This is a genomic window from Rhodococcus sp. P4_B6, assembly GCF_056402215.1.
In genome coordinates, this window is the sequence record NZ_JBFUHV010000044.1 from 21,201 (window position 1) to 44,176 (window position 22,976).

At 68.3% G+C, this 22,976-nt stretch carries 22 protein-coding genes; 8 read left to right on the top strand and 14 right to left on the bottom strand.

Features of this window, described 5'->3' with window-relative positions:
- The first annotated feature begins 112 nt into the window (after window positions 1-112).
- From AC1DWT_RS21555 to AC1DWT_RS21565, 3 genes are all read left to right on the top strand, one after another.
- Complete coding sequence (locus tag AC1DWT_RS21555) at window positions 113-1,618, top strand: APC family permease (RefSeq protein ID WP_477922102.1); 1,506 nt, start codon at window positions 113-115, stop codon at window positions 1,616-1,618.
- A 3-nt stretch (window positions 1,619-1,621) separates the two neighbouring features.
- On the top strand, window positions 1,622-2,518 hold the full coding sequence (locus AC1DWT_RS21560; RefSeq protein ID WP_477922104.1) for a carbon-nitrogen hydrolase family protein: 897 nt from the start codon (window positions 1,622-1,624) through the stop codon (window positions 2,516-2,518).
- A gap of 71 nt (window positions 2,519-2,589) precedes the next feature.
- A complete protein-coding gene (locus AC1DWT_RS21565) occupies window positions 2,590-3,645 on the top strand; it encodes a GGDEF domain-containing protein (protein WP_477922105.1) in 1,056 nt (351 codons plus the stop codon).
- Here the strand turns inward: AC1DWT_RS21565 and AC1DWT_RS21570 are convergent.
- Window positions 3,533-4,621 carry a DMT family transporter gene (locus AC1DWT_RS21570; protein WP_477922107.1) on the bottom strand — a complete coding sequence of 363 codons (1,089 nt, stop codon included), beginning with the start codon at window positions 4,619-4,621 and terminating at the stop codon, window positions 3,533-3,535. The genes AC1DWT_RS21565 and AC1DWT_RS21570 overlap by 113 nt on opposite strands.
- A gap of 74 nt (window positions 4,622-4,695) precedes the next feature.
- Here AC1DWT_RS21570 and AC1DWT_RS21575 point away from each other — a divergent pair, with 74 nt between their 5' ends.
- The 3 genes from AC1DWT_RS21575 to AC1DWT_RS21585 all read left to right on the top strand — a co-directional run bounded on the left by AC1DWT_RS21575 (window position 4,696) and on the right by AC1DWT_RS21585 (window position 6,701).
- Window positions 4,696-5,598, top strand: coding sequence for a LysR family transcriptional regulator (locus tag AC1DWT_RS21575; RefSeq protein ID WP_095865649.1), 903 nt, complete (start codon window positions 4,696-4,698; stop codon window positions 5,596-5,598).
- 85 nt (window positions 5,599-5,683) lie between these two features.
- The gene (locus tag AC1DWT_RS21580) at window positions 5,684-5,983 is read left to right on the top strand and encodes a hypothetical protein (RefSeq protein ID WP_206014305.1); all 300 of its coding nucleotides are present in this window, start codon (window positions 5,684-5,686) and stop codon (window positions 5,981-5,983) included.
- A gap of 112 nt (window positions 5,984-6,095) precedes the next feature.
- Complete coding sequence (locus AC1DWT_RS21585) at window positions 6,096-6,701, top strand: Rv1733c family protein (protein WP_477922108.1); 606 nt, start codon at window positions 6,096-6,098, stop codon at window positions 6,699-6,701.
- A gap of 10 nt (window positions 6,702-6,711) precedes the next feature.
- Here AC1DWT_RS21585 and AC1DWT_RS21590 read toward each other — a convergent pair whose 3' ends face one another.
- From AC1DWT_RS21590 to AC1DWT_RS21640, 11 genes are all read right to left on the bottom strand, one after another.
- Complete coding sequence (locus AC1DWT_RS21590; protein WP_477922109.1) at window positions 6,712-7,656, bottom strand: dioxygenase family protein; 945 nt, start codon at window positions 7,654-7,656, stop codon at window positions 6,712-6,714.
- A 144-nt stretch (window positions 7,657-7,800) separates the two neighbouring features.
- Complete coding sequence (locus AC1DWT_RS21595; protein ID WP_072949538.1) at window positions 7,801-8,001, bottom strand: hypothetical protein; 201 nt, start codon at window positions 7,999-8,001, stop codon at window positions 7,801-7,803.
- A 99-nt stretch (window positions 8,002-8,100) separates the two neighbouring features.
- Complete coding sequence (locus AC1DWT_RS21600) at window positions 8,101-8,685, bottom strand: Rv1733c family protein (protein WP_072949540.1); 585 nt, start codon at window positions 8,683-8,685, stop codon at window positions 8,101-8,103.
- A gap of 169 nt (window positions 8,686-8,854) precedes the next feature.
- Complete coding sequence (locus AC1DWT_RS21605; protein ID WP_072949542.1) at window positions 8,855-9,988, bottom strand: DUF3500 domain-containing protein; 1,134 nt, start codon at window positions 9,986-9,988, stop codon at window positions 8,855-8,857.
- 57 nt (window positions 9,989-10,045) lie between these two features.
- Window positions 10,046-11,680, bottom strand: a complete 1,635-nt coding sequence (locus AC1DWT_RS21610) for an FAD-dependent oxidoreductase (protein ID WP_477922112.1) — start codon at window positions 11,678-11,680, stop codon at window positions 10,046-10,048.
- Entirely contained in the window at window positions 11,677-12,522 is an 846-nt protein-coding gene (locus AC1DWT_RS21615; RefSeq protein WP_477922113.1) for a fumarylacetoacetate hydrolase family protein, read from the bottom strand. The genes AC1DWT_RS21610 and AC1DWT_RS21615 overlap by 4 nt, the downstream gene beginning before the upstream one ends.
- A gap of 41 nt (window positions 12,523-12,563) precedes the next feature.
- The gene (locus AC1DWT_RS21620; RefSeq protein WP_477922115.1) at window positions 12,564-13,841 is read right to left on the bottom strand and encodes an MFS transporter; all 1,278 of its coding nucleotides are present in this window, start codon (window positions 13,839-13,841) and stop codon (window positions 12,564-12,566) included.
- Window positions 13,842-13,976: 135 nt separating this feature from the next.
- Window positions 13,977-14,654, bottom strand: a complete 678-nt coding sequence (locus AC1DWT_RS21625) for a FadR/GntR family transcriptional regulator (RefSeq protein WP_072949549.1) — start codon at window positions 14,652-14,654, stop codon at window positions 13,977-13,979.
- A gap of 51 nt (window positions 14,655-14,705) precedes the next feature.
- A complete protein-coding gene (locus AC1DWT_RS21630) occupies window positions 14,706-15,776 on the bottom strand; it encodes a quercetin 2,3-dioxygenase (RefSeq protein ID WP_477922117.1) in 1,071 nt (356 codons plus the stop codon).
- Window positions 15,773-16,717 carry an alpha/beta hydrolase fold domain-containing protein gene (locus AC1DWT_RS21635; protein ID WP_477922119.1) on the bottom strand — a complete coding sequence of 315 codons (945 nt, stop codon included), beginning with the start codon at window positions 16,715-16,717 and terminating at the stop codon, window positions 15,773-15,775. The genes AC1DWT_RS21630 and AC1DWT_RS21635 overlap by 4 nt, the downstream gene beginning before the upstream one ends.
- A 73-nt stretch (window positions 16,718-16,790) precedes the next feature.
- Window positions 16,791-17,465 carry a TetR/AcrR family transcriptional regulator gene (locus tag AC1DWT_RS21640; protein ID WP_241031429.1) on the bottom strand — a complete coding sequence of 225 codons (675 nt, stop codon included), beginning with the start codon at window positions 17,463-17,465 and terminating at the stop codon, window positions 16,791-16,793.
- 143 nt (window positions 17,466-17,608) lie between these two features.
- Here AC1DWT_RS21640 and AC1DWT_RS21645 point away from each other — a divergent pair, with 143 nt between their 5' ends.
- Window positions 17,609-18,892, top strand: coding sequence for an MFS transporter (locus AC1DWT_RS21645; RefSeq protein ID WP_477922121.1), 1,284 nt, complete (start codon window positions 17,609-17,611; stop codon window positions 18,890-18,892).
- A complete protein-coding gene (locus AC1DWT_RS21650) occupies window positions 18,889-21,597 on the top strand; it encodes a family 78 glycoside hydrolase catalytic domain (protein WP_477922123.1) in 2,709 nt (902 codons plus the stop codon). The genes AC1DWT_RS21645 and AC1DWT_RS21650 overlap by 4 nt, the downstream gene beginning before the upstream one ends.
- Here AC1DWT_RS21650 and AC1DWT_RS21655 read toward each other — a convergent pair.
- Complete coding sequence (locus AC1DWT_RS21655) at window positions 21,560-22,336, bottom strand: pirin family protein (protein WP_206014297.1); 777 nt, start codon at window positions 22,334-22,336, stop codon at window positions 21,560-21,562. The genes AC1DWT_RS21650 and AC1DWT_RS21655 overlap by 38 nt on opposite strands.
- 36 nt (window positions 22,337-22,372) lie before the next feature.
- Window positions 22,373-22,882: a VOC family protein gene (locus AC1DWT_RS21660; RefSeq protein WP_095865638.1), complete on the bottom strand. Its 510-nt coding sequence runs from the start codon at window positions 22,880-22,882 to the stop codon at window positions 22,373-22,375.
- Window positions 22,883-22,976: the final 94 nt, after the last annotated feature.

Below are 22,976 nucleotides of genomic sequence, written 5' to 3' on the forward strand. Positions count from 1 at the left end.
CTCGCCAAGTTCTTATACAGAAATTTAGACAATACCTGCCCAGCTGTTGACAGGTAGATCACACTGTTCTTAAATTTCTGTTTAAAGAATCCATCCGAGCTCAGGAGTCACCGTGCCGACCAACCCCACCGACGCCGAGACAAGCCTCGACCCACCGAAGGCACCCACCGGGAAGGGCCTGCAGGGCGGTTCCGTCGGCCTGCTCGCCGCCGTCGCGCTCGGCCTGTCGTCGGTCGCGCCGGCCTACAGCATCGCCGTCACCCTCGGTTTCGTGACGATGGTCGTCGGCAACCTCGCACCCGCCGCCCTGCTTCTCGGATTCGTGCCGATCCTTCTGACCGCGTTCGCTTTTCGCGAGCTGAACCGGGAGATGCCGGACTGCGGCACCACGTTCGTCTGGACCACCCGCGCGTTCGGCCCGCACACGGGATGGCTGTCCGGCGGCTGGGTGGTGCAGATCGCGACCCTCATCGCGATGACGGCACTCGCCCGGGTCGGAGCCGGGTACCTCCTGACGCTGCTCGGCCTGGACTCGTTGGCGACCAACGATGTCGCGGTGATCGTCACGGCCGTCCTGCTCGTCGCCGCGGTCACCACGATCGCCTACCGCGGTCTGCAACTCGCCGCATCCGTGCAATACGTGCTGCTGGGGCTGCAACTGGTCGCCCTGTTCGGCTTCGGAGCGGCCGCGTTCGCCCGCACCGGCGCGTCCGCACCGAGCCTGTCCTGGCTGAACCCGTTCGCGTTCGGCGGCTTCGGCCCCTTCGCCGAGGCGGTACTGCTGTGCCTGTTCATCTACTGGGGGTGGGACGCCCTGATCACCGTCAACGAGGAAACCCGCGACAGCGACCGCATCCCGGGTCAGGCCGCGGTGATCTCCACGCTCGTCCTACTGGGCACGTATCTCTTCACCGGATTCGCCGCGATCAGCTTCGCCGGCATCGGCACCGACGGGCTGGGCCTGGGCAATCCGGACAACGCGGGCGACGTACTCGCCACGCTCGGGCCACCGGTTCTCGGCGCGGGCCTGTCGAAGGTGGTCGAACTCGCCATCTGCGTGTCGGCGATCTCGGCGCTGCTCACCTGTGTCATCGGGAGCTCACGCGCCACCCTTTCCATGGGCGCTCACGGCGCACTGCCCCGCGCCTTCACCCGCATTCACCCCACCTACCGCACCCCCGCGTTCGGCACCGTGTTCTTCGGGGCGACCGCCGCGGTCCTGCTCACCGCCCTCACGCTCGTCTCGGGCAACTTCCTCGGCGACGCCATCCTGTCGATCGGCCTGCTCATCGCGTTCTACTACGGCGTCACCGGCCTCGCCTGCGTCTGGCACTTCCGGCACCGCCTGAACGACTCCCCGCGCGACCTGTTCCTCCGCGGCATCCTGCCCGCACTGGGCGCGGCGATCATGCTCGCCGCCTTCGCGCGCAGCGCCCACGACATGCTCGCCCCCGACTACGGGGCGACCTCGTTCCACGGCATCGGCGGGGTGTTCCTGCTCGGTGTCGGTTCGATCGCCGTCGGCGCCGTCGCGATGGTGCTCGTCCGCACCCGCTTCCGCCGCTTCTTCCGAGACGGCCGCACCGCCGTCACCCGACTGACCGTCACAGAGGACTGAACCATGCGCACACTGACCATCGCCGCCATCCAGACCGCCCCGATCGCGTTCGACGTGGACGCCACCTGGCAGCGGTTCGCCGACCAGATCCGCGCCGTGCGCGACACCTTCCCGCACGTCGAACTCGTCGTGGTCCCCGAACTCCTGCTGGCCGCCGAGGCACCCCTCCTGGAGTCCCGCGCCGACTGGATGGACCGGGTGGCCCTGCCGCTCGACGGCCCCCACCTCGACCGGATCTGCGCGCTCGCCGAGGAGACCGGCCTGTGGCTGGTACCGGGAAGCCTCTACGAGCGCGACGACAACAGGATCTACAACACCGCCGTCGCCGTGTCGCCGCTCGGCGAGGTCGTGGCCCGCTACCGCAAGGTCTTCCCCTGGCAGCCCTACGAGCAGACCGCACCCGGCAGCGAATTCGTCGTCTTCGACATCCCCGGCACCGGCCGGATCGGGCTGGCGATCTGCTACGACGGCTCCTTCCCCGAAACCGCACGCCAACTCGCGTGGCTCGGCGCCGAAGTGATCATCCAACCCACCCTCACCACCACCCGCGACCGCGAGATGGAACTCGTCTGTTCGCGGGCCAACGCCTGGACCAACCAGGTCTACGTCGTCAACGTCAACGGCGCCGACCCGGCCGGCGTCGGTGCGAGCGTGGTGGTCGACCCCGAGGGCATCATCCGCCAGCAGGCAGGCTCGGGCGAGGAGGTCCTCGTCGACACCCTCGACCTCGACGCCGTGACCCGGGTCCGCACCTACGGCACGTTCGGTCTCAACCGCCCCTGGCACCAGATCGCCCGGTACGGCAGCGACATTCGACTCCCGATGTACGAGGGCGCCGGAATCCAGACACCGCCGTGGCACGACGACGCCGTGCCGATCCCGGCGGCCACGACCCGCTGATGAGTTTCCCCGGGAGGGGCGGTGACCAAAGGCCCCGCCTTTCCCGGGACCGGTCCTGGATAATTGCCAGAGTGAGGCCCCTCGCTGCTTCGTCCGTCGACACGGTCCTTCAGGACTATCAGCCGCGCATCCTGCGCCGCTACCTGTGGATCACGACGGCGCTGCACCTGGCCGGGTTCGTCCTGCCTCCGATGGTCGGGTTGCCGATCCGGCCGGAGACCGTCGTCGCGCGCTCGGCCGGCATCCTCCTCGGAGTGATCGCACTCGTGGTGCTGTACCGGGGCGGACGCAGGCCGGGACGGCGGGCCTACCAGGTCAGCACCGCGGCGGCACTGCTCGCCACACCGATCGTGATGTCCGGTCTCATTCTTGCCGCCGCCCAATTGCTCTGCGCAATCGCGGCGACGTTCCTGGCGATGTATTTCGTCGTGTTCTACCCGAAACTGCAGGCGAGGCTCCTCGTCGGTTGCCTCTCCGGATTCATGGCGGTCGGGGTCGTTCTCGCTCCCACCGCCTTCACACTGGTGCCCGTCGACGTCGACACGGCGACCGTGAAGGCTGCCGTTCTCGTCGTGGCGGTCACCTGTGTGATCGGTGCGGCCGAGATGTTCGGATCACTGACCCGGACGCTGATCGAATCGGCCAGCACCGACGCACTGACCGCCCTGCTCAACCGCGCAGGGTTCGAACTCGCGTTCCGGGACGCGCTCGAGAGCGCGGGCACGGAGCAGGCCTCCGTCACGTTGGCGCTCATCGACGTCGACCAATTCAAGTCGACCAACGACCACTACGGCCACGCTGCGGGGGACGCCGTTCTCGTTGATCTGGCGAACTACCTCGCCGCGCACCTGCCCCGCGGCGCCCTGCTCGCCCGGGTCGGTGGCGACGAGTTCGTCAGCTGCATGGTCGGCGAGCACCACGCCGAGCTGCCCGAGGTGATGGTGCGACTCGCGCGGCAGAGCCCCACCTCGTTCAGCTTCGGCGTCGCGTCGTGCACCGGAGAGTCCGACCCGCTCACCGCGCTCTATCGACGGGCCGACCGTGAGCTGTACACCGCGAAGCAGCGACACCACCCGCCCGAGCCGCCGGCCGACGAACCGTCACTGCGGACGGGGTGGAACGCCTGACCACGGGTCGTACCGCGGGTGATTCTGCGATGCGCGCGGTCACCGAACGACGGCCCGCCGGTCGCACCCGGGTGACCATCCACACCGCCGCGACGACCAGTGCGCAGCCGGCGAACTGCCCGATGCTCGGACGCTCGTGCACGATCACGATGGAGAACAGCATCGCCAGGACCGGCTGGAGCAGCAGCAGCGTGGCACCCACCTCGGCGGCGAGCCTCGGCAGCGCGAATCCGATGAGGACCCAGCCGAGCACCTGGCTGCTCAGCGACAGCGCCGCCAACCAACCCAGCGCGGGCCAGCCGGGCGTGAGGTCCACCGTTCCCCAGAGCGATCCCACCGCGGTCCCGACGACGCCCGCGGCGATCGTCGACACGAACACCTGCGACGACGCCCGGTGCGCGGATCCCGCCCGGCCGATGACGAAGATGTAGATCCCGTAGGCCACGCCCGCGGCCAGCGACAGCAGGGTTCCCAGGAACAACTGGTCGCCCTCGCCGCTGCCGCCGAGGATTCCGCCGGCGAGAGCCACTCCGGCGAACAGGAACGGCACCGCCACCACGAACCGGAGCGGCGCCCGCGCACGGAAGACGATCCACGCCAGCAGTGGCACGACGATGACCTGGACGTTGACGACGACCGTCGAGATCCCGGCCCCGATCATCTGGATCGATCGCGCCCACAGTGCGAAGTCGACACCGAGCATCATCCCGCCGAGCACCTGGGCGGCGATCACTCGGAGAGGAATGCCGCCGTGCCGCCGAAACTCCTGCAGGGCGAGGAAACCGAGGATCGGCAACGCCAGCGCACACCGGAAGAACGTCGACGTGGCCGGCTCCACCCCGGACAATTTGATGAGACTGCCGGTCAGCGAAGTTGCCACCGCACCCGCCAGAACGAGCAGTCGCGGATCCACGGACGCGATGCTGAACGAGGGGCTGACGAGGGCACGGGGACGCAAACGGAGGGCAGTAGTCACACAGAGAATTCTCCGAGCCGCCAACCATTACAACAAGTGAATAGTCGTGTCATGAAAGCAGTAGCATTACTACCATGTTGAGTTTGGAGCGCCTCCGCGCGCTGTGCGCCGTCGCCGAACACGGTTCGATCGGTGCCGCAGCGCGTGCCCTGCACGTCACACCGTCCGGGGTGTCGCAGCAACTCGGCAAGTTCGAACGCGAGGTCGGCGTCACACTCCTGGTGCCCGCGGGCCGCGGCGTTCAGCTCACCGACGCCGGCAGGCTCCTGGCCCGCCGGGGGCAGGAAGCGATATCACTGCTGGCGCAGGCCGAATCCGAGGTCGTCTCCCTCGATCGCGACGTGGTGGGCGAACTGCGCATCGGATCGTTCTCCTCCGCAGGCAGGGTCGTCGTGCCGACCGCGGTGGCCACGCTGCGCAGCCGGCACCCGCAACTCACGGTCAGCTTCTCCGCCGGCGAGACCGAGGAACTCATACCGGCGATCGTGCGCCGCGAACTCGACCTCGCCGTCGTCGACAGCTGGGTCACGATGCCCCTGCACCTCCCCGAGGACGCCGTGCACACCCTGGTGCACCGGGACTCGGCCGACGTCGCACTGTCCCGGGACCATCCCCTCGCATCCCGCGACCACGTCGACCTCGACGAGATCGCGGACATGCCGTGGACGACGTGGAAGAAGGGGGCGGTGTTCCACACCTGGCTGGTGCAGACGCTGCGCAACCGCGGCATCGAACCGGACATCCGATACGAAGCACCCGAATTCGCGGCGCAACTCGAATTCGTCGCACACGGACTCGCCGCCGCCCTCGTACCGCGCCTGGCCCGCGTCTGGGTGCCGGACAACGTCGCGATCGTCCCCGTGCGTCCCACACTCGAGCGGGAGATCTACGCACTCCGCCGCGCCGACAACGACCGGCCCACGGTCCGCGCAGGCATCGAGGCGTTGACCGAGGCCTTCGCCGGCGTCGGTGCCTGACTCGCGATCCGGGAATGCCCCGTAGGGGGCGGGCCCGAGTGCCATCATGAGATCGGTCTTCGATCGGACAGCGAGAGGAGTCGCGGTGAAACTTCGGGACGTGGTGAACCAGTCGGAGGCGAACGCCGCCGCGCGGATCTACGGCGAGCCCTACGAGACGACCGACGGAGCCACCATCCTCACCGTGACCAGATATCGCGGCATCCTGGGCCCCGCGCCGGTCGGCGTCTTCGTCGTCCACGGCGGCACCGTGTCGTGGGAGCCCGCCGTCGACGGCAATCGGGTAGCGCTCTTCGGCGAATTCATCGGACTGGCGGCCGCCGTGATCGCCACCCTCGCCATGCTCCGCCGTCCTCCGTGGCCGGACCTCGTGCAAAAGGTCTGACTCGGCGGGCGGGGCGCGAATCGAGGCCAGGCAGGAAGACCTGACAGAAGGCCCTACACGCGCAGGCGTTTCGGTTGCACAATGGTGGTGGGCAACCACCCGGAGGTGCGCGATGAGCGAAACGTGTGCAGCGCCGATACGCCTGTGGCGTCTGGGTCCGTRGAGCCGCAACCCACTCATGCGGGGTTGCGACCGACTGCGATCCGCGCTGGTCCTCGTCGGGGTGGTCTTCGTGCTCCTGATGATTCCACTGGCCGCGGCCGTCGGAACCGAGACGTACTCGCGGCTGGACAATCAGACCCAGGCCGAACTCGCCACCCAGCACTCGACCCCCGCGACGCTCGTGGAGGATTCCCGCAGCGGGAGCGCCGGCGAGGCCCTGTCCGCGGCACCGCAGTACCAAGCCCACGCGCGGGTGCAGTGGTCGGTGAACGGGCAGACGCACACCGCCGACGTTCCCACCGCAGCGGGTGCGAAGGCCGGTCAGACCGTCACCGTCTGGCTCGGCCCGAACGGCGACCTCGTCGCCGCACCGGAGACCGGTTCGCAGAACGCCGCCACGGCGGTGAGCGTCGCGTGCGGGATCTGGGTGGCGTCGACCGGCGGCTACTGCCTCCTGTTCCTGATCGTCCACTGGGTTGCGTCCCGCCGCCAGCAGGCCCGGTTGACCCGCGAATGGAACGAACTCGACAGACCTCCGGGGTGGCACGTCAGCTGACGGGCCGGCACTACCGGCCGGGCGCCCCTGCCGGCGGTTGTCCGCCGCCCCCACCCGGACCGGCCGGCGCGGACTGCGTGTTCGCCGACTTCTCGGCGACGCCGATCGTGATCGAGATGGTCATGCCGGTGGCGGGCTCGCCGGTCACGGTGGCCAGTTCGGCGTCCCAGCCGTCGCCGAACACGTTGTCCGAGTCGAGGGAGACCTTCGACAGGTTGGAGACGCTGTTCGCGTAGCCGGTGTCGTACGCGAAGACCGTGGCGCACGGGTCCTCCGGCACCGCGATCTGCGACGTCAGACGGGCGTCCTCCCCGGCCACCGCCGATTCGAGGGTGTCGAACACCTCGAAGTGGATGTGCGGCCAGCGCCCGGAATAGCAGGCCGGGAAGATCGACGTGAACGACACCTTGCCCGCCGAATCCGCCACCTGGACGCCGCGCAGGTAGTTCTGCTCGGTGATGCCCTTGCCGTAGAGCGAGTACTCGCCGTCCCGGTCGCAGTGCCACAGGTAGACGGCCATTCCGGCGCCCGCCGCACAGTCGTTCGTCAGGTCCTGTAGGTCGAGTTCGATGGTCGTCGCGACGCCCTCCGCCGTCCCGGAGTACGCACCGAAGCTGCTGCGGATGTCCTGGCGCACGATCCCCGACTCGACCAAGACGTTCGGGCCGTTGGACCCGTCACCGGGATACGGTCCGGCCGTTTCCTGCGGCGCCGCCGCCACGCACGTGCCGTCGCTCGCCGTGTCCGCCGTGGTCGCTGCCGCGTCGGTCGTCGAGGACGATCTCGCCGCCTGCTCGCCGCCTGCCGTCGAACAGGCGGCGAGCGCGGTCGCTCCCGTGGCGCCGAACACGAACAGGGCGCGGCGACGCGACAACATCGACTTCAGGTCATGGCTGAGACCGCAATCGTGCTCGTGCACTTCTTCGGCGTGGTGGTGACGCGGGCTGTTGGTCATGGGGACCTCCAAGGGCTGTTTCGGGGTTGGGTCCCATACAAACGGCCCCCGGTGCGGGCACCCTGGAGATTCGCTGCGAAGTCACTGTGAGGAGGTCACCACGAAGTCACTGTGAGCAGTCACAACGACGTCACTGTGAGCAGGTCACAGTGCTTCGGCGCCGGCCGTGCCGGAGAGCGTCTGTTTGTCGGTCTCGCGGACGAGGGGGATGCCGAGCGCAGCGAGCAGCATCCGGCAATCGTCGGCGTCGATCGAGTGGTGGGCAACGGTTCGCTGAGCGTTCCGGACGGAATCCTCGTCGAGCTCCCGCTCGCTCTCGAATATGGAAGCATCCCTGTCGGACATGGCTCCACCTTTCCTCGGCATCACCTGAATAGCCCGGAGCGAGCGCACCGAAACCGTCGTGGGGACGGCGCAATCAGGAGGTGACCGTCGAGGGAAGGATCAGCGACTGTAGGTGGCGAACAGCCTGCGGATGCTCTCGTCCCAGTACTGCTGGCGGCGGCGTTCGACGGCGCGGGCGCACATCGCCCACACCATGCCGAGGAGCAGCGCACTGGCCGCGAGGGTGAGGAGCACGGCCGCGACAGCGCTGCTGACGACGTCGGAGGTGGTGACCCTCGGGCCTGCCCAGTTGCCGTCCGCGTCGACGGCGATGGTCTTCTCGGTGCCCGCAGGCGTCCCCGAGGGGACCTCGATGCTCTGAGTGCGCGACTCGGCGGTCCAGGACCACGTCGCCTCGACCATCGGAGTGGTCCGGACCGAGCCGCGGGGCGACATGGTGATGGGGGCGTCGGTGCTGGTGACGGCCTTGACGAGGGTGGTGGTGGCGCGCTGCTGCGCGGCCCGCGCACTCTCCTGGTTCCATTGCCAGGTGCCCATCACGGCGGCGAGCACGATCGCGATACCGGCGAGTGCAGCGATGACGGATCTCAGGGTGGCCGCGTAGCGATCGACCGGTCGTGCGAACGGGTTGGACGGTCGACCCGACACCGAGTACACCACGGTTGCCTTCGAGCGCCCCAACACGATTCACCTCATTGTTTCGTTCACGTAAATTGCCTGCTTCACCAGTGTCGCCACTGATCAGGCAACAAGGAAACCGAAATGGGCAAACTTGACGAGTCTCACACTCCGAGGTCAGAGGCGTGCAGTCCGGAGTGGGCCCCGCTCAGCGCTGTGCGGGGCCGAGCGGCACTCAGGGTTCGAGGTGCGGATCGGACTGTTCGCTGGAGACCGTCCGGCTGCTCAGGTGCCCGCCGCCCCACTTCGAGTCGGTCCCGGCGTGGAGTGCGAGCAGGTCGTGGCCGAAGTCGTTGTCGAAGTCCCGCAGCACGGTGTGCAGGTGATTTCCACCGCCGACGGCGTTGACCGCTTCGATGAGGTACCGGTCTGTGTGGACGCGGAAGTAGTGCGGTGCGCCGCGCTTCTGCGCACCGGCCCACGCGAAGAACACCCGGTCGATACCCCCATCTCGCAGGGCCTGCCGGTGGCGTTCGCCGGCCTCCTCCGGCAGTCGCTCGAGGTAGCAGTCCACGAGCCCCAGCAGCGCTTGCTGTTGGTCACCGGACAATTTCGCGCCGCTGATGCCCGACGGCCGGTCGCGGACGAACTTCAGGGCGACCCGGTCCGCGTCGGTGATGGTGTAGCCGGGCATGCCGAGGTCGTAATGGTCCGGGTACTCGTAGGCCCCGATCCGCGGCACCTGCCGGGTCACGAAGTCGGCCGGCGCGACGTCATGGATGACGGCGTGGCCGCGCTGCTCGTCGTCCAGCGAAGCCAGCAGGTCGAAGGCCAGGCCCTCGTCGTCGGCCAGCGGTTTCAGCACGCCGTCGTACTCGGTGGGCTGCGCGCCCAGCGCGACCGGGGTGGCGGAGATCCACCGCTCGTCGACGATCGTCAGGTTGAGGCACACGTGGTGACCGAGGAAGCGCATCGTCCAGGTGTCCTCGAAACCCGGCCGGCCGAAGAACGTCAGGAAGTACGAATCCGACGTGCGCCATGTCTGCAGTGCCGGTCCGAGGAAATCCTGCTCGTAGTCCCGGAGCACGTGCTCGAGTTGCGGAATCGACAGCACCTTCGTGAAGGTGCGCAGCGGCACGGCCAACCGGATCAGATCCCACACCAGCACCTTCTGGTGACGGTCCAGCTGGTGGAGCGGGATGCCGGTGCGGTCCGGCTTGGGGATGATGTCCCAGTTCAGCCGTCGCGGGTCGTCGAAGTCGTCGATGATCGCGGTCGCCCGTTGCCGGGGGTCGAACGTATCGATCAAACCCATGGCGGTCACGAGCAGCTTGGTCGCCGTCTGGGGCGCCTCATGGAGAGCAGACACGTGAATCTTCCTTCTCGAGAGTGGAGGTGGAGCAGCGTTCGGCGAGGGGAGGTTTCGTCACCATCCCGCGGCGATGTCGATCGCCTTCTCGGCGTTCGCGAGGTCGCCGCCCCGCCACGCCACGTGCTGGTCGGGTCGGACGAGGACGAAGGGGCCGCCGAGGAGGCTGCCCAGAGTTCCCCCGGTGTCGGACAGCCGTAGCACCGTCAGCAGGACGCCCAGTTCCGCGGCCTTCGCCGTCAGCGCGTCGAGTTCTGCGGTGTGCCGCGAGGATCCCGCGGCATCCAGCACGACGAGGGTGTACTCCGGGCCGAGAACGTCGTAGAGCGAACGACCGTCGCCCAACCACGCGTGCGGCAGTAGCGCTCCGGGGCACGCGGTGGGCACGTACTCCACGGGATCTTCCGCCGGCGGCGTCGACCCGTCGGGAATGATGACGGGTGAGTCGGTGTAGGCGTAGCCGAGAACGAGTCCGAGCGAGTGGAATTCGCTCTTCTTCACGGCCAGCGCCTCTGCGGTGCGACGGCGTGCCTCCTCCGCTACGGGGCCTTCCTGACCGATCTCGACGGTGGAGAAGTGGTGTGCCAGAGCCTTTTCCTGCGCTCCGGCTTCGGCGATGGTGCGGGCGGCGACGGGCCGGCGTTCGGCTTCGTAACTGTCGAGCAGCTGCGGCCCGGCCCAGCCGCGCAGCGTCGCCGCGATCTTCCAGGCGATGTTGACGGCGTCACCGATGCACGTGTTGTACCCGTGCCCGCCCCACGGCGGATTGAGATGCGCGGCGTCGCCGACGAGAAACACCCTGCCCTTGCGGTAACTGTCAGACAGCAACATTCGTGCCACCCACGGGTCGGTGGCGATGATCTCGACCGGGACCGRCTCACCGATCAGGCTGTGCACGAGCGCGGTGGCGTCGACCTCCTCGTCCCGGACGTCGACGCCCTGCACGATCGCCCACCAGGTGTCCGACAGGTCGAGCCGGCCCACGATGCCCGCCGCCCCGGGCGCCATCACCCAGTGATGGACGGCACTGTCGAACGGCACCCGCTCCGCCAGACCCGGCGCACGGAACAGGATGCTGAGATTGGGGCGCTCACCGGACGTGCCCTCGAACCGGGCGCCGATGGACTCGCGCACGACGCTCGCGCCGCCGTCGCACCCGAGGACGTAGTCCGCCACGACCGTTCGGGTCGGTCCCGGCCCTTCGACCGTCGCACGGACGGTGCCGTCGGCAAGTTCCTCGAGCGACGTGACGCGGGCGCCGAGTTGCAGGGTGGCGAGTTCGCTGCGCTGCACCGCTGCCCGCAGCACAGTTTCCACGACGGGTTGCGGTGCCTGCTGGCCGCGCTCGGGCGCCAGCGTCGGAGTGGCAACATCGAGCTGGAAACCGTTCTCGAACCGGGTGATCTCGTGGCCCAGCAGGGTCGAGCAGAACACGATGTCCTGCGCCCACTCGACGGGGAGCGGCGACGCGGCACGCACCTCGTCGGCCAGTCCCCACCGCCGCAGGTGCGTCATGGTGCGAGCGTTGGTGGTCTTGGCGCGCGGGCGTTCGGCGTCGACGTCGACCCTCGGTTCGACGACCAGGCTTGCCACCCCGTGGTGGGCCAGTTCGAGCGCGGCCGCGAGTCCGGACGGTCCGCCGCCGGCGATCAGTACCGGGGTCCGCGCTACCTCGGACGCGTTGTCGGTCATGCGCCCTTCCTTCCGCTGGCATCGACGATCGGGGTCCGCAGGACGCCGATCTTGTCGATCTCCACCTCGACGATATCGCCGGGCCCGAGCAGCCACGGTGGGTTCCGCACGTAACCGACGCCCTCCGGGGTGCCGGTGGCGATGATGTCGCCGGGGTGCAGGGTGAACGTCTCGCTGATGAGGGCGATGATCTCGCCGACCGAAAAGATCAGGTCCCGGGTGTTGCCGTCCTGCACGACTGTTCCGTTGACGCGGGTCTGCACCCGCAGACCGTCGGACAGATCCCCGACCTCACCGACGGGAACCAGCGGGCCCAGGGGGCCGGACCGGTCCCCGTTCTTGCCAAGCGTCCATTGCGCCGTCAGCTTCTGCGCCGTGCGGGCGGTGAGGTCGTTGAAGCAGGCGTAGCCGAGCACCCCGGCCTGGCCGGTGGCCGCGTCGACGCTTTCGAGCCGGGTGCCGATGAACGCGGCCACCTCACCTTCCCAGTCGAGGCCCGCCTCGTTGGCCGGCACCGGCGTCGGGGCGCCATCGACGCTGAGCGACGGGGTCCACCGCCCGAACAGCGTCGGGTGGGTCGGCGGGGTGAAGCCGCCCTCGGCGGCGTGGGCCTTGTAGTTGAGGCCGACGCAGATGACGCGGGCGGAGTCGGGCACCGGCGGCACCACGCTGACGAGCGTGACGTCGATCTCCGGCGCCTCGAGATGCTCCGCCCGTGCCACCCAGCCGGCCGCGTCGCTCCAGAATTCCTCGAGTGCGGCGAGCGGTCGAACGAAGCCGTCCCGGAGAACACCCACGGTTACGGCGTCCTGATCCTTCTTGCGGTAACCGACAATCTTCATCTATTTCATCCTTTTCGTCCGCCACCCTTCGGTGGCGAGTTCTAGCGGGAAATTTCGGTGCTGCGCGGGGTGGCCGCTTCGACGCGGTTGTCCGCATCGGCGGAGGTCGCGCGGGGGCGTCTCGGGAGAGTGGCCATCACAACACCGCCGATCAGCGCGGGCACGGCGAATGCCAGTGAGCTGACGATGACGGCACCGCCACCGGCGACGAAGAACGCGCCGTACGTGGGGCCCGCGATCGCGCCTGCCCGTCCGATTCCGAGCGCCCACCCGAGTCCGGTTGCCCGGAACCGGGCCGGGTAGAACGTCGCGATGTGATCGTTGAGCATGTTCTGGGTGCCGAGGCCGCCGAATCCGGCCAGCGCCACCAGCAGCATCAGGACGGCGGTCGGCGGGTGCGTGCCCAGCAGCGCGAGAGAGACTGCGGCCGTGGAAAACCCGGTCAGGACCAGCGGCTTGGGACCGAACCGTTCGGCCAGCACGGAGGCGAGCAGCGTTCCGACGATGGCGCCGGCGCTGTAGACGAGCAGGAACGTCACCGCCGAACCGATCGGGTAACCGGCATTGCGCATGATCTGCGGCAGCCAGGTGGTCACCCCGAACATGGTGAGCATGCTGCAGATCGCGACGAACCAGATGCCGACCGTGGCCCGCCCCATCCCGTCACCGAACAGCTTGGCGACCGGCGACTTCGACGCCCGGCCCTCGGAGGATCGTTCGACGGCGAACGCCCGCGACTCCGGCAGAAACGCGAACGCCAACGGCAGCAACGTGATCAGCGGAACCGCACCGAATGCGTAGACCGGGCGGAAGCCGAACTCTTCGAGCAGCAGCAGGGACGCGGTCGATGCGAGGACGCCGCCGAATGCCGGCCCGGTGAGCACCATGCCGAGGATCCGGGACCGGTAGGCGGGGGACGCGAACTCCGCCGCCATCGCGATGGCGGTGGGCATCAACCCGCCGATCCCCAGGCCGGCCACCAACCGGGTGGCGGCGAAGATCTCGAAGGTCGGGGCGATCGCGGTGACCAGGGTTGCAGTCGAGAAGAGCGTCAGGCACGCGAGGAACAGGCGGCGACGGCCCAGGATGTCGGTGAGCGTCCCGGCCGTCAGCGAACCGATGAGGACTCCGACCAGGGCGGCGCTGCCCACGGTGCCTGCCGCCCCCGCCGTAATGAACCACGGGGCGTGCGCGATCAGGGCGGGCAGGGTGGCGCCGTAGACGAACAGGTCATATCCGTCGCTGAGGAGGGCAGCCCAGCAGAGGACGGGCACGAGCACTCTGCCGCGGCCGCCGGGCGAGGACGTGGAGAAATTCATGCGGAACACTCCTGGTCAGTGGGGGGAGGATCGACTCCTCCGATAAACGGTTATAACCGTTATGTGTGATGGTAGCCACAGACCACTGCCCCCTGTCAAGCACGGGAATCGAGAAAGACTGCGAAAAGTGATCGCTCAGTGAGCGTGCGCCTGCGCGGCCGCGCGGGCACTCGCCGCGTCGCCGGACTCGATGGCATCGACCAGTGCGCGGTGCACGTCGATCCGTCGCGCGAAGTACTCGCTGTTGGTGGCGCTTCGTTCGCGGCTCGCGCGCGTCGCGTGCTGCTCCACGTAGGTTTCGAGGCTCAGATAGGTTTCGCGCAACACCCGGTTGGGGCCGATCGCCACGATCCGGCGGTGCAGATCCCACACGGTGCGGATGAACGCCTCGGGGTCGCCGGCCGAGTCCTCGAGAACGGTCATCAGTCTCCGCAGGTCGGCGACGTCGGCCGCGGTCCGGTGCCGGGCGGCCAGTTCCGTCACGAGGGGTTCCAACTCTTCTCGGACGGCGATGGCGTCGGCGACTCCCGCCGCGTCGCCCTCGACGGTCAGCAGGGTGCGGCCGAGCCGGACCACCGACGACGGTTCGGCGACGAACAGGCCACCGCCGGGCCCGGGCCGGACGGTGATGACTCCCCGATCCTGCAGGAGCCGGACGGCCTCGATGACCGTTCCGCGGGCCATCCCCGACTCCTCCTGGAGTTCCTTGCGGGTGCCCACCCGATCACCGGGCGCGAGTTCGCCCGCGGCGATCCGATCCTGGATATGGGCGACCAGGGACTCTGCCCGGGTGACGGTGCTCTGGATCGCCATGGCTCGAGTGTAGAGCTCAGCCGCTCCGGCGGCGTGCGCGCCGGGCGGGACTCACCGCCCGGCGCCTCGGGCGGGCGGCGGGCCGACGACCTCGAGGTCCAGCTCCGAACGCGCCCGTGCGAACCCGTCGGCCGGGAACTGCATGTCGCCGCCCTCGGTGTGCACGTGCGCGTCCGTCGGGACGTTCATGTACTCGAAGAACTTCTCGAACACGCCGGTGGTCAGCAGGCCGAGCATCTGCGTGTCGTGGCTGTCGAACGCGAAACTGTGGATCGTTCCGGCAGGCGCATGGAGGAAGCCGCCCTTGGTCAGCGTGATCTCCCGACCGTTGGCGTGCAGGAGAATTCGACCCTCGATGCAGAAGAAGTTCTCGGTGTGCTCGCGGTGGAAGTGACGGGGAATGTACGCACTCTTGCCGCCCATGGTGTGCATCGCGAAATACGTTCCGCCGGTGTTCCGGGGCCGTGCGAGATACGTGTTCAACTGGTCGAGGCTCGCCCAGCGGTCGCCTTCGCCTGCCTGCAGCACGTAAGGCGACTCCCCTGCCGGGAGCACCGCGCCCGTCACCGCGGGCAGGTCCTTCTTCTCGAGATCGTGGAACCGGATGCCGAACCGATCCGCGAATTCGGATTGCCGCGCGTCCGACATCGGCGCCGCGGCGGAGTCGAAGACGTGCGACTGGGTTGCGTGGCCGGTCGCCTGCGACCACCGGTGCCCGTCGCCGACGGTGAGCCAGCTCAGGAACCGGGTCCGGTGCGCGAGCATGCGGTACGCGTACGGCGTCCCGGCCGGGACGGTGACCGAGTCGCCCGGCACGAGCAGGTGCGATTCGCCCGGCAACCACACCTGCAGCCGTCCGTCGGTGACGTACAGGAAGCGATGCTCGCGGTCGTGGGAGAGGAACGGGGTCTCGGTTCCCTTGCCGCCATACACATATGCGGCGCCGAATCGTCCACCGGTGTCCTCAGGGCGGGCGATGACGGTGATCAGTTGCCCGCCGAGTTCGTGGCGCTCACCTTCACCGGCAGCCATGGCGTAGGGCACGCAGCGGCCGGGAAGGGTGTCGAGTTGCGGGGCGACAGCGTGGACCTCGTCGAGGACGGGAATGTCGAAAGTAGTCATGGTGTGCGTGTTCCTGGTTTCAGTGTGTGCGAGAAGAAGGCTTCGATCGCGGCGAATGAGGCGGAGGAGTACCTCTCGGTCAGTGCGCGACCGAAGTCGCTCACCGCGCGGGTCGAGGCCGGCGCCTGCGGATCTCGTTCGAGACGGCCTTGGTCGAGGGTCTGGTCGGGGCCGAGTTCGAGGACGTGCCCCGGGTTGAAGAACCCATGCCCGAATCCCTCGATCAGGTAGAGAATGGCGTCGTTGCCGTGAGCGACGAGCGCGTCGTACAACGCGACGCTCTGCGTGAACGGCACCAGGTTGTCGGCGACACCGTGCATGACCAGAAACGGCGGCGCTCCGGGCGCCACGTGCAGCGCGGGGCTCGCGGATCGCGCCGCGTCCAGTCGGTCCCGGATCGCGCCACCGAGCAACGACGCCTCCGGGGAATGACCCTCCCCCGGTGTCCGTTCCGCGGAGAGGTCGACGAGGCCGGGCAGGTCGGCGGGCCCGTAACCGTCGACGACGGCCTGCACCGAGCTGTCGACGGTCGTGGGTTCTTCCCCGGGCAATCGTGTTGTGGCCGAGTGCACTCCGGTCAGCGCGGCGAGGTGCCCACCGGCCGACGATCCCCACACACCGATCCGGTCGGGGTCGATGCCGTGGTCCGCGGCGTTGGCGCGCAGCCAGCGCACCGCCCGCCGGACATCGAAGAGCTGGCCGGGGTGGCAGGTCCCGGGCGCGAGGCGGTAGTCGATGCTGACCATGACGTAGCCGTGTCCTGCGAAGTGTTGCACCAGATCTGGGCATGCAGTGCGGTCTTGAAGCCGCCAACCACCTCCGTGCACCCACACGATCGCAGGCAATGGATGCGCTGCCTCGGCGGGGCGTACGAGATCGAGTAGCAGATCGGGGGCGTACTCGACGGTGGATCGGCGGACGACGGTCGAAGCCGTGTCCAAGGGATTGAACTCCTTCGGATGCAGGACCCGGGCCTGGGTCGCCGCTCGCGCGGTTGTAAGGCCCTTCCATAGGTCACTGTCTGTCGGGCACAGTAGCAGCTTCGACAACCTGAACGGAAGACCCGGATTCTTCCTCCGTCGCGCCGGTCAGCGCGGCGGTCAGCCGCGCGGCATGTCCGCGGACACCCTCGACGATGTCGACGACGCCGTCGCTGAGCACCCACTGCAACTGCAGGCCGTCGCTCACCGCAATGCATTCACGCGCGAGCGCCGGGAAGTCCAGCGATGCCGGCAGCCCGTCTCGGTGCACCCCCTGACGCAGGCGCGCCGCGAGGGCATCGACGGCGCCGTCGTAGCGCTGCGCGAGGACGGCGTGGGCGGGACTGCTCGGATCCGCCGCCTCCGCGCTCACCAGCACGAACAGTTCGATGAGACCCGGCTGTCCGACGAGTCGCCGCGCCGCGTCGACCATCGCATCCAGGGTCGCCAGACCCGACACCTCGGCGGGGAGGGTGTCCCACCACTCGGCCGAGGTGTCGAGGCGGTACTGCGCCACGGCCAGAAGGAGGTGCTTCTTCGACGGAAAGTGGTGCAGCAGACCACTGTCGCTGATTCCCGCGTCGGTGGCGATGCTAGCCATGGTGGTCGCGTGGTACCCCTCCGCCGAGAATCGCCCCGCGGCCGCCTCCACGATTCGCGTGCGCCGCTCGATACCCACCGAGTAGCTGCCACGCGCCCGTTTTCCCATGTCGCCACGATACGACAGCACGATTCTCGGATTGAAAACCGGATACACCCGGTTTTCGTGTACGGTGCTGTGCATCACACTGCGACGTCCGCTGCGCCCCACCTCGCCGCGCGGATCTCCACTTCACGGAAGGCGGAACGCCGATGGCTACCGTTCGCTCCACACACCCGTCCCCCGCACAGCTCGGCCACCCCTCCGCGGTCACCGCGCCGCGCCCCCGCTACGTCGTCCCCGCCCTGGTCGTCGGCGCATTCGGGGTGTACTTCGGCAGTCTGACCCCGACCATCATCACGCTGTCGATCCGCATCTTCGGCGTGGACGCCGAAGGCAAGACACTCGGACTGTCGACGGTGGTACTGATCGGCGCCCTCGTCGCGCTTGCCTCGATACCGCTGTTCGGCTCCCTGTCCGATCGCACGACCAGCCGGCTCGGCAGGCGCACCCCGTGGCTGATCGGCGGCGCTCTCGTCGCGTTGGCCGGCCTCACCGTGATCGCGCTGGCGACGAACGTCGCGGCGATCGCCGCGGGCTGGGCACTCGCGCAGCTGGGCTACTCCGCGGCGCTGGCCGGGTTCGTCGCGCTCATTCCCGACTTCGTCCCCGACCATCTGCGCGCCCGGTTGTCGGGGATGATCGGCTTCGTCACGGCGTTCGCCGTTCTCGCAGGCGTCACCCTCGGGAGCCGCCTCGCCGACCACCCGGTGCCGATGATGATCATCCCCGGCATTACCGCCATCGTGTGCCTGACCGTCGTCGCCGTGGTCATCCGAGGCGCCGACTCGGGTGTGGACCCGGCCACGTTGCAGCCCTACAGCTTTCGCGAGTTCGCGGCAAGCTACTGGATCAACCCGATCCGGCACGCGGACTTCGCGCTCAACTGGATCAGCCGGTTTCTGTTCGGGCTCGCGATGGTCGGGCTCACCACCTACGCGACCTACTTCCTGGTCGACGCGGCCGGACTGAGCATCACGGACGCGGCCGCCGAATACGCCCACGCCACCGCCGTCACCACCCCCATCTCGATCGGGTCGTTCCTGCTCGCCGGATTCCTCTCCGACAAACTGGGCCGGCGCAAGGCCTTCGTCGCGGTCGCATCGTTCCTCACCGGCGGCGCGCTGGTGTATCTGGCCGTGAACCCGCACGTCAGCGGGTTCCTGCTGGCGTTCGTCGCCTTCACGATCGGTCAGGCGTGCTACCTCACGGTCGACATCGCGATCGCCGCCGCGGTCATCCCCGACGTCCGGCAGACGGCCAAGGCGATGAGCGTGTACCAGGTGGCGGCCACACTCCCCTATGCCGTCGTCCCGCTCATCGGCGCCGTGCTCCTTCCACTCACCGGCGACAACTATGCGCTTCTGTTCTGCGTCCTGGCGGCCTGCGCCGCCGTCGCCGGCGCAGCCCTTCTGTTCGTGCGGTCGATCCGATGACGACACCGACACACCTGCGCCTCGAACATCTCCGGCCCGGGGAACCCTGCGGCACCACCCACCCGCGACTGTCCTGGTGGCTGCCCACCGGAAGCACCGGTCAGCTGGCGTACCAAATCCGGGTCACTGGCATTTCCGACCGCACGTCGAACACCGTGTTCACCACCGAGATCATCGAGGGACGCGACCACGTCCTCGTACGGCCCTGGACAGCAACACATCCGGTGCCTACCGCAGGCGAGGCACGCACCTGGCAGGTGCGGTGCTGGACGGATCTCGGACCGAGCGATTGGTCCGAGCCCGCTCCGTGGGTCACCGGCCTTCTGCACGGCGGCGACCTCACGGCCGACTGGATCGAACCGTACGAGCCCGACGTTCCGCCGCTCGGTCACCGTCCCGCATACCGGCTGCGCGCCTCCTGGCGACCGCGGGCGGAGATCACACACGCCTCGTTGTTCGCGACCGCTCACGGCACCTACGAGTTCTTCGTCAACGATGTCCGGGTCGGTGATCACGAGCTGACCCCGGGCTTCACCTCCTACCGAGCGCACCTGCAGGTGCAGCATTTCGACGTCACCGACCTGCTGCGCCAAGGACACAACGACCTGGGAATCCTGCTGAGCGACGGGTGGTTCCGTGGCCGGCACGGGTTCGAGCGCCACGGTGACGGTTTCGGGGATCGGCTTGCCGCGCTCGCGGAACTGCACGTCCGTTATGCCGACGGAACGGCGGAACGCTTCGGCACCGGCGACGGCTGGACCAGCGCACCGAGTGAGATCGACGCCGCCGACCTGATGGACGGCCAGCGGGTGGATCTGCGCCGGGTGCCCGCCGACGAGGTACACCACCCGGCGGTGGTCGCTCGCGGTGGACTCTACGACGATCGTGCCCGGTTGACGACCGGCGTGGCACCCCCGGTGCGCCGGATCGAAACACTGGCGGCGGTGGCCGTCACCGAGCCCCGACCCGGAACGTACGTCGTGGATTTCGGGCAGAACATCAACGGATGGGTGGCTGCGGCCGACCTCGGCCCGGCAGGCACGCACGTGACCCTCACCCACGGTGAGTCCCTCGCTGCCGACGGGAGGGTCGACACGGATCACCTGCGCGCTTTCGAGTTCGCGACCGGCAAGAGTTTGCCTGCCGGTCAGGTCGACCACGTCGTGTCATCGGGGCGCCGCGGCGAGGCATTCGAGCCGCGCCACACCACTCACGGGTTCCGGTACGTCCAGATCGTCGGGCCCGAGACGAAACCGGGGCCCGACTCGATCACCGCCGCCGTCGTGCACACCGACCTGGAACAGGTGGGGCGTTTCGGGTGCGACAACGCTCGTCTCGAGAAACTCCACGCCGCCGCGGTGTGGAGTTTCCGCGGCAACGCCTGCGACGTCCCGACCGATTGTCCCCAGCGCGAGCGGTCGGGCTTCACCGGCGACTGGCAGGTCTACGTCGAAACAGCGGCCTTCACACATGATGTCGCGGGATTCAGCGACAAATGGCTGCGTGATCTCGCCGCCGACCAGTGGCCGGACGGCACGGTACCCAACATCGTGCCCAACCCGGCAGGCAACCAGCCGTCGGGTAACCATTTCGCCGACATCGCCAACGGCTCGGCCGGTTGGGGCGACGCCGCCGTCATCGTCCCGTGGCAGCTGTGGCGCCTGTACGGCGACGTCGAAGTCCTGGAACGCCAATACGATTCCATGACGCGGTGGGTCGAGCTGGCCGCCGGCACGGCGCGCGACCGCCGCCATCCCGACCGCGCGCRTGCGCGTCCCACACCGGACGACCACGAAAAATATCTGTGGGACACAGGTTTTCACTGGGGAGAGTGGCTCGAACCTGACGAGATTCCCGCGCCCGATCCCGCTCGCGATCACAGTGTGGTCGCCACCGCGTACCTCGCACGGTCGGCGGGACTGCTCGCGCAGATCGCCGGCGTGCTGGGTCGCAACCGGGACGAGTGCCGCTATGCCGCGATCGCCGCGGGGGCCGTCCACGCCTGGCAGCGCGAATTCATCGCGCCGGACGGCACTCTGACCCACCCGACCCAGGCGAACTATGTCCGCGCCCTGGAGTTCGACCTCGTTCCGGCCGAGGCCCGCCACCGGTTCGCCGACGAACTCGCACAGTTGCTCGCCAACAACGACGATCACCTCGGCACCGGTTTCCTGGCCACCGGGATGTTGCTGCCCGCGCTCGCACGCAACGGGCACCTCGACACCGCCTACCGGGTACTGCTGTCCACCGGCAATCCGTCCTGGATGGAGATGATCGACCGCGGCGCCACCACTATCTGGGAGCGATGGGACGGAGTCGACGAGAACGGCCGCGCCACCGCCTCACTGAATCACTACGCCAAGGGCGCGGTCATCTCGTTTCTCCACCAGTTCGTCGCCGGCCTGCGCCCGGCCGAGACCACCGGCCCCGACACCGTCGGTTATCGCCGATTCGTCGTCGATCCGCGCCCCGGCGGGGACATCAATGCCGCCCACGCCGAGCACTGCAGCCCGTACGGCAACATCGCGGTGCGCTGGACGATCACCGACGACCTGTTCACCGTGAACCTGACCGTGCCGGCAGGCAGCGAATGCGAACTTCGACTAGGAAATACCACGGAACTCCTCCGGTCCGGGACCTACACCCGCACCTGCCCCGCCGCTCGCGTCATCCGGCGATCTTCGCGTGCATTTCCCACACGATGATCTCGGCGCCGGTGTCGGTGGTCATCTGCTGCCCACCGCCACCGCCGATCCGGACGGCGTCGCCCTCGGCGAGGAGGCCGACACCCTCCAACGAGGCTTCGCCGCGCGCGACGAAGACGTGGAGGAACGGGGAGTCGGGCAGGGTGATGGGCGCCTGGCCGGGCTGCAGTCGTGCGACATGCATTGCGGCGTACTTGTTCTTGATGCGGATCGCCGAGTGGTCGGCGTGGCCCGGCATGCCGGACGCGACGGGAACCAGCCCGCCGGCGAGCAACTCGTGGTCGATTTCGAGTTGCTCGTAGCCGGGGGTGATCCCGGCTTCGTCGGGGACGACCCACATCTGGATGAAGTGGACCGGATCGCGGTGCTCGTCGGCGTCTCCCTGCAGTCGCCACGAGTCGTTCTTCTCCGAGTGCAGGATTCCGGTTCCCGCGCTCATGCGCTGGGCGAGTCCGGGGTAGATGACGCCGGAGTGGCCCATCGAATCCTGGTGCACCAGTGAACCCTGGAGAACCCAGGTGACGATCTCCATGTCCTGGTGCGGGTGGGTGTCGAAACCCTGGCCGGGGACGACGATGTCGTCGTTGTTGACCATGAGCACACCGTGGTGGGTGTTGGCCGGGTCGTAGTGGTTGCTGAACGAGAAGGAATGCTTGGAATCGAGCCAGCCCACGTTCGTCTTGAAGCGGTCGTCGGCGCGGCGGACGTCGAGGCGGGGTGAGGTGATGGCGGCAGTCATGAGTGAATCCTTTCCGGCGTTCTCAGAGCAGGGTTTTCACAGAACGTGTGAGCCGTACATTTCGCCGAGCGGATCGGCGATGAGTTCGAGGCGGGCACCGTCGGGATCGCGGAAGTACAGCGACACCTCGCTGTGTTCGACGAGTTCGACGCCGGCGTCGACCAGTTTCGTGCGCAGGTGATTCCAGCGGCCGGGTTCGACGCTGATCGCGATGTGGTGGAGTCCGCCGAGCACTTCCTGATACGGGCCGACCTCGAGGCCCGGGAAGTCGAAGAAGGCGAGCAGGTTGCCGTTGCCGATGTCGAAGAAGAAGTGCGAAGACCCGGGGTAGTCGCGATTCTCGATCAGTTCGGTCAGCGGGAACTCGAGGAGATCCTGATAGAACCGGACGGTGCGCTCGACATCGCTGCTGATCAGCGCGGTGTGGTGGAGTCCGCGGGCCGAGGATGCGGGCCGCGACGAGACGGGCTTCAGATGCTCGGCGCGGATCCTGTCGCGTTGCGCGGCGAACCGCTGGGAGCGCTCCTGCTCGTCTGTGGTGCTCATTGCCCGAACCTCTCTCCGCGAAACGCCGATGATTGCGCTTTCAACTATCACCACCGTACACCAAGTAGTTGCGCTGTCAACTACTTGGGATATG

Excerpts from the sequence above, each read along its gene's own strand:
- AC1DWT_RS21640 (WP_241031429.1), bottom strand. The coding sequence starts at position 17,465 with ATGGGAAAACGGGCGCGTGGCAGCTACTCGGTGGGTATCGAGCGGCGC.
- AC1DWT_RS21655 (WP_206014297.1), bottom strand. The coding sequence starts at position 22,336 with ATGACTGCCGCCATCACCTCACCCCGCCTCGACGTCCGCCGCGCCGAC.
- AC1DWT_RS21620 (WP_477922115.1), bottom strand. The coding sequence starts at position 13,841 with ATGAATTTCTCCACGTCCTCGCCCGGCGGCCGCGGCAGAGTGCTCGTG.
- AC1DWT_RS21625 (WP_072949549.1), bottom strand. The coding sequence starts at position 14,654 with ATGGCGATCCAGAGCACCGTCACCCGGGCAGAGTCCCTGGTCGCCCAT.
- AC1DWT_RS21575 (WP_095865649.1), top strand. The coding sequence starts at position 4,696 with ATGTTGAGTTTGGAGCGCCTCCGCGCGCTGTGCGCCGTCGCCGAACAC.
- AC1DWT_RS21560 (WP_477922104.1), top strand. The coding sequence starts at position 1,622 with ATGCGCACACTGACCATCGCCGCCATCCAGACCGCCCCGATCGCGTTC.
- AC1DWT_RS21630 (WP_477922117.1), bottom strand. The coding sequence starts at position 15,776 with ATGACTACTTTCGACATTCCCGTCCTCGACGAGGTCCACGCTGTCGCC.
- AC1DWT_RS21595 (WP_072949538.1), bottom strand. The coding sequence starts at position 8,001 with ATGTCCGACAGGGATGCTTCCATATTCGAGAGCGAGCGGGAGCTCGAC.
- AC1DWT_RS21645 (WP_477922121.1), top strand. The coding sequence starts at position 17,609 with ATGGCTACCGTTCGCTCCACACACCCGTCCCCCGCACAGCTCGGCCAC.
- AC1DWT_RS21615 (WP_477922113.1), bottom strand. The coding sequence starts at position 12,522 with ATGAAGATTGTCGGTTACCGCAAGAAGGATCAGGACGCCGTAACCGTG.
- AC1DWT_RS21660 (WP_095865638.1), bottom strand. The coding sequence starts at position 22,882 with ATGAGCACCACAGACGAGCAGGAGCGCTCCCAGCGGTTCGCCGCGCAA.
- AC1DWT_RS21590 (WP_477922109.1), bottom strand. The coding sequence starts at position 7,656 with ATGACCAACAGCCCGCGTCACCACCACGCCGAAGAAGTGCACGAGCAC.